Origin of the sequence: Pseudomonas sp. PB106 (assembly GCF_009764645.1) — a bacterium.
Lineage (GTDB): Bacteria > Pseudomonadota > Gammaproteobacteria > Pseudomonadales > Pseudomonadaceae > Aquipseudomonas.
Window position 1 is genome coordinate 1 of sequence record NZ_RWIM01000098.1, and the last position, 5,900, is coordinate 5,900.

Sequence of the window (5,900 nt, forward strand, 5' to 3'; positions counted from 1 at the left end):
CTCTTGCCTTTGATTTTTTGAAAGCAAGATCAAAAGATCGCAGCCTTCGGCAGCTCCTACAGGGTTACGGCGGTGGGTCAACCGTCAGACCGTATGCAGATACCAGTTGTACTCAAGGTCAGAGATCGAGTTTTCGAACTCGGCCAGCTCGCTTTCCTTGCACGCGACAAACACGTCGATGTACATCGGGTCGATGTAGCGGGCCATGACTTCGCTGTCGTCCAGCTCGCGCAGTGCGTCGCGCAGGTTGTTCGGCAGGCTCTGTTCGTTCTGCTCGTAGCTGTTGCCTTCAACCGGGGCGCCCGGCTCGATCTGGTTGGTCAGGCCGTGGTGAATACCGGCCAGCACCGAAGCCATCAACAAGTACGGGTTGGCGTCGGCGCCAGCAACACGGTGTTCGATGCGCACGGCATCCGGCGAACCGGTTGGTACACGCACGGCCACGGTGCGGTTATCGATGCCCCAGCTCGGCGAGTTCGGTACGTAGAACTGCGCGCCAAAGCGGCGGTACGAGTTGACGTTCGGGCAGAGGAACGCCATTTGCGCAGGCAGGGTCTCCAGCACACCGCCGATCGCGTGACGCAATGCGGCGTTCTGCTCGGGATCCTCGCTGGCGAAGATGTTGTTGCCTTCTTTGTCCAGGATCGAAATGTGCACGTGCAGACCGTTGCCCGCCTGGCCCGGATACGGCTTGGCCATGAAGGTGGTGTCCATCTCGTGGTCGTAGGCGATGTTCTTCACCAGACGCTTGAGCAGGACGGCGTAGTCGCACGCCTTGATCGGGTCGGAGACGTGATGCAGGTTGACTTCGAACTGCGCCGGGGCGCTTTCCTTGACGATCGCGTCAGCCGGGATGCCCTGCTCTTTCGCGCCTTCGAGAATGTCTTGCAGACAATCGACGTACTCGTCGAGATCGTCGATCAGGTACACCTGAGTCGACACCGGACGCTTGCCGGAGACTGGCGAACGCGGCGACTGTGGACGACCGTTCACGTTGTCCTGATCGATCAGATAGAACTCGAGTTCGAACGCGGCACAAATCGTCAGACCGAGGTCGTCGAATTTGCGCACGACGTTGGCCAGCACTTCACGCGGGTCAGCGAAGAACGGCTGGCCTTCGATCTCGTGCATGGTCATCAGGAGTTGTGCGGTTGGGCGCTTCTGCCACGGCTCGATACTCAAGGTGCCGGGAATCGGGTAGCAGATGCGGTCAGCGTCGCCGATGTCCAGACCCAGGCCGGTGCTTTCCACCGTGGAGCCATTGATGTCGAGGGCGAAGAGCGAGGCCGGCAGGTTGATGCCTTTCTCGTAAACCTTATGAAGACTGGTGCGTTCGATGCGCTTGCCGCGCACCACACCGTTCATATCCGCAATCAGAAGGTCGACGTACAAAACCTCAGGATATTTCTTAAGGAATGCGTTTGCTTCGTTGAGTTGAACGGTACGCAGAGGGACCGACATGATGCACCTATTTAGCTGTTAATTATTATGTTCACTGCTGTTTCGCCGAGCCAGTCAACCCGAACGGCAAAGTGAAGTCAATAGCGAACAGATGACCGCCAAAGGTTTATTTTTCGGGCTTTTTTTAACACTTGCGTGCCAATACAGGCGCCAAAGCCCCGAGAATCATGAAGATATGATGAACGGCGTTTAGAATTTTTTACATGGCAGTTGTTAATTAAAATAAACGCGGATAAGCTCCGGAAAAGCTCGTTCAAGTGTCAAACTTCGAGGTGAATAAAAATGGCATTCAAGCCATTGATCGGCGTTACAGCGTGCGTCAAACAGATTGGCCTGCACCCCTATCACATCAGCGGCGACAAGTACTTACGTGCTGTCAGCGTTGGCGCCAACGGGTTGCCAGTGGTCATTCCTTCCCTTGGCAACCTGACTGAAATCGAAGACCTGCTCGGTCAACTCGACGGTCTGCTGCTGACCGGCTCGCCCTCGAACGTGGAACCCTTCCACTATCAAGGCCCGGCCAGCGAACCCGGCACGGATCACGATCCGGCGCGGGATGCCACCACCCTTCCTTTATTACGTGCAGCCATCGCGGCGGGCGTTCCGGTGCTTGGCATTTGCCGTGGCTTCCAGGAAATGAACGTGGCGTTCGGCGGCAGCCTGCATCAGAAGGTGCACGAGCTGCCAGGCATGCTTGATCACCGCGAAGCCGACAGCCCGGAACTCGCTGTGCAATACGCACCGGCTCACGCCGTGACGGTATTGGGCGGTGGCGTGTTCGAGGCGCTGGAGTTGCCGGGCGAGTTCCAGGTCAACTCGATTCACAGCCAGGGCATCGACCGCCTCGCTCCCGGCCTGCGTGCCGAAGCGGTGGCGCCGGACGGTTTGATCGAGGCGATCTCGGTCGAGCACAGCCCGACCTTCGCCCTCGGCGTGCAATGGCACCCGGAATGGCAAGTGCTGGACAACCCGAACTACCTGAAGATTTTCCAGGCATTCGGCGCGGCATGCCGGCAGCGGGCGGCACGGCGCAACCAGCGCTGACCCAAGCAAAGAATACCTGACGATTTACTGCCCCCACGGACGTCGGATGTGCCTGCGCACATCCAGCATCCGTGAACAACAACACCCGTGATAACAACAAGTACGACCCAGGCAGCCAGGACGGCGGCGCCGAACAAGCCGGATCGGTAAGTGCAATACCTGTCACAACAATGCAAAACCCTGTGGGAGCTGGCTTGCCAGCGATGAGGCCATCACCTTCAACATTAATGGTGACTGACCCACCGCCATCGCTGGCAAGCCAGCTCCCACAGGGTATTGCGGCGATTCGACCGGAGCAGCGCTTACAGGCTTGCAATCCACTTAAGCCCGGCCACGTTGGCCAGGCGACTGAAACATGTTGGGAGTTTCACATGGCAAACGCCTCCAGCACTTACAGGAAGGCTCTTGAGGGTCATCAGCAACCGAAAAAGGTTCTGGTGAAAGTCGATCGTGTCACCAAGAAATTCGACGAAACCACGGCAGTGGACGATGTGTCCCTGGAGATCCATCAGGGCGAAATCTTCGCTCTGCTCGGTGGCTCCGGTTCGGGCAAATCGACCCTCCTGCGCATGCTCGCCGGTTTCGAGCGCCCGACTGAAGGGCGGATTCTGCTCGACGGCGTGGACATCACCGACATGCCGCCCTACGAGCGGCCGATCAACATGATGTTCCAGTCGTACGCCTTGTTCCCACACATGACCGTCGCGCAGAACATCGCCTTCGGCCTCAAGCAAGACCGTTTGCCCGCCAGCGAAATCGACGCCCGTGTCGATGAAATGCTGCGCCTGGTACACATGACCCAATACGCCAAACGCAAGCCGCATCAGTTGTCCGGCGGCCAGCGTCAGCGTGTTGCCCTCGCCCGCTCGCTGGCCAAACGTCCGAAGCTGTTGCTGCTCGACGAACCGATGGGTGCGCTGGATAAAAAGCTGCGTTCGCAGATGCAACTGGAGCTGGTGCAAATCATCGAGCGCGTCGGCGTGACGTGCGTGATGGTGACCCACGACCAGGAAGAAGCCATGACCATGGCCGAGCGCATCGCGATCATGCACCTGGGCTGGATCGCGCAGATCGGCAGCCCGGTCGACATCTATGAAGCGCCGGTCAGCCGCATGGTCTGCGAGTTCATCGGCAACGTGAATGCCTTCGATGGCACCGTGGTGGAAGACCTTGAAGGTCACGCAATCATCCACAGCCCGGACTTGCAGCAGAAGATTTACGTCGGTCACGGTGTCAGCACCTCGGTGCAGGACAAGTCGATCACCTACGCGATCCGTCCGGAAAAAATGCTCGTCAGTACCACCCAACCCGAGTTCCGCTACAACTGGTCCGAAGGCAAGGTCCATGACATTGCCTACCTCGGCGGCCACTCGGTGTTCTACGTCGAATTGCCGGGCGGCAAAATCGTCCAGTCGTTCATGGCCAACGCCGAACGCCGTGGCGCGCGTCCGACCTGGGACGACAAGGTCTACGTGTGGTGGGAAGACGACAGCGGCGTGGTACTGCGCTCATGAAAACCTTCAATCAGCAATTCCTGCGCCTGGTGCCCAGCGGACGAAAACTGGTCATTGGCATCCCGTTCATCTGGCTGTTCCTGTTCTTCATGCTGCCGTTTTTCCTGGTGATGAAGATCAGTTTCTCGGAAGCCGCGCTGTCGATCCCGCCGTACTCGGAGATCTACACCTACGCCGAACAGAAATTCCAGCTGCTGCTGAACATCGGCAACTACACCATGCTCGGCGAAGACGAGCTGTACCTGTCGGCCTACCTCGGTTCGCTGAAAGTTGCGGCGCTGAGCACGATGATGTGCCTGCTGATCGGTTTCCCGATGGCCTACGCGATCACCAAGACCGGCAAGGAAACGCAAAACGTCCTGCTGCTGTTGATCATGATGCCGACCTGGACCGCGATCCTGATCCGCGTTTACGCGTGGATGGGCATCCTCAGCAACAACGGTCTGCTCAACGCGTTTCTGATGTGGACGGGGCTCACCGATCACCCGATCGAGATCCTCAACACCAACACGGCTGTGTACATCGGCGTGGTCTACGCCTACCTGCCGTTCATGGTGTTGCCGCTGTACGCCAACCTCGTCAAGCACGATGGCAGCCTGCTGGAAGCCGCGTCGGATCTGGGTTCAAGCAACTTCAACAACTTCTGGAAAATCACTGTGCCGCTGGCCAAGAACGGCATTATTGCCGGCTGCATGCTGGTGTTCATTCCGGTGGTCGGCGAGTTCGTGATTCCGGAACTGTTGGGTGGCCCGGAGACGCTGATGATCGGTCGCGTGCTGTGGCAAGAGTTCTTCAATAACCGCGACTGGCCGGTGGCGTCTGCGCTGGCGGTGGTGATGCTGTTGATCCTGATTGTGCCGATTCTGCTGTTCAACCGCAGCCAGGCCAAAGAGATGGAGGCACGGGGATGAAACGCTTCGGTTTTTCCAAGTTCATGCTGATCTTCGGCCTGATGTTCATTTATCTGCCGATGCTGATTCTGGTGATCTACTCGTTCAACGCCTCCAAACTGGTAACGGTCTGGGGCGGCTGGTCGGTCAAGTGGTACGTCGGTTTGCTCGACAACACGCAGCTGATGGGCTCGGTGGTGCGCTCGCTGGAAATCGCCTGCTACACCGCGATTGCCGCAGTGGCGTTGGGCACCCTCGCCGCCTTCGTCCTGACCCGAGTAACGCGCTTCAAAGGCCGCACCTTGTTTGGTGGTCTGGTGACTGCGCCGTTGGTAATGCCTGAGGTGATCACCGGTCTGTCGCTGTTGCTGCTGTTCGTGGCGATGGCGCAGTTGATCGGCTGGCCGCAGGAGCGTGGCATCGTCACGATCTGGATCGCTCACACCACGTTTTGTGCCGCCTATGTGGCGGTGGTAGTCTCCGCGCGCCTGCGGGAGCTGGATCTGTCGATCGAAGAGGCGGCGATGGATCTCGGTGCGAAGCCGTTCAAGGTGTTTTTCCTGATCACCATTCCGATGATCGCGCCGTCACTGGCGGCGGGCGGGATGATGTCGTTCGCCTTGTCGCTGGATGACCTGGTGTTGGCGAGTTTCGTTTCCGGGCCAGGTTCGACCACCCTGCCGATGGAAGTGTTCTCGGCGGTGCGTCTGGGCGTGAAGCCTGAAATCAACGCCGTGGCTAGCCTGATTCTGTTGGCGGTGTCGCTGGTGACCTTCCTGGTCTGGTACTTCGGCCGCAAGGCAGAAGCCAACCGCAAACGGGCGATTCAGGAAGCGATGGATCAGACCGCGAACGAGTCGTGGCAGCAGCCGCAACAAGCCGCCAATGCTTAGGCAACACTGATGGACAACTGTGCCATGTACAGCCGATAGCTTCTGTAGGAGCTGCGGCACGCTGCGATCTTTTGACTTTTTTTTGAAGATCAAAAGAT

At 58.5% G+C, this 5,900-nt stretch carries 5 protein-coding genes; 4 read left to right on the forward strand and 1 reads right to left on the reverse strand.

The window, feature by feature from the left end; translation table 11 throughout:
• Positions 1 to 84 precede the first annotated feature (84 nt).
• The gene (locus EJA71_RS12490) at positions 85 to 1,461 is read right to left on the reverse strand and encodes a glutamine synthetase family protein (RefSeq protein ID WP_064120847.1); all 1,377 of its coding nucleotides are present in this window, start codon (positions 1,459 to 1,461) and stop codon (positions 85 to 87) included.
• A gap of 282 nt (positions 1,462 to 1,743) precedes the next feature.
• Between EJA71_RS12490 and EJA71_RS12495 the strand changes: the two genes are divergently transcribed.
• The 4 genes from EJA71_RS12495 (at position 1,744) to EJA71_RS12510 (ending at position 5,802) form a co-directional block, all read left to right on the forward strand.
• Positions 1,744 to 2,505 carry a gamma-glutamyl-gamma-aminobutyrate hydrolase family protein gene (locus EJA71_RS12495; protein WP_158957208.1) on the forward strand — a complete coding sequence of 254 codons (762 nt, stop codon included), beginning with the start codon at positions 1,744 to 1,746 and terminating at the stop codon, positions 2,503 to 2,505.
• Positions 2,506 to 2,876: 371 nt separating this feature from the next.
• On the forward strand, positions 2,877 to 4,019 hold the full coding sequence (locus tag EJA71_RS12500) for an ABC transporter ATP-binding protein (protein ID WP_158957210.1): 1,143 nt from the start codon (positions 2,877 to 2,879) through the stop codon (positions 4,017 to 4,019).
• A 29-nt stretch (positions 4,020 to 4,048) separates the two neighbouring features.
• A complete protein-coding gene (locus EJA71_RS12505) occupies positions 4,049 to 4,930 on the forward strand; it encodes an ABC transporter permease subunit (RefSeq protein WP_163005261.1) in 882 nt (293 codons plus the stop codon).
• Positions 4,927 to 5,802, forward strand: a complete 876-nt coding sequence (locus EJA71_RS12510) for an ABC transporter permease subunit (RefSeq protein WP_158957214.1) — start codon at positions 4,927 to 4,929, stop codon at positions 5,800 to 5,802. The genes EJA71_RS12505 and EJA71_RS12510 overlap by 4 nt, the downstream gene beginning before the upstream one ends.
• Positions 5,803 to 5,900 lie beyond the last annotated feature (98 nt).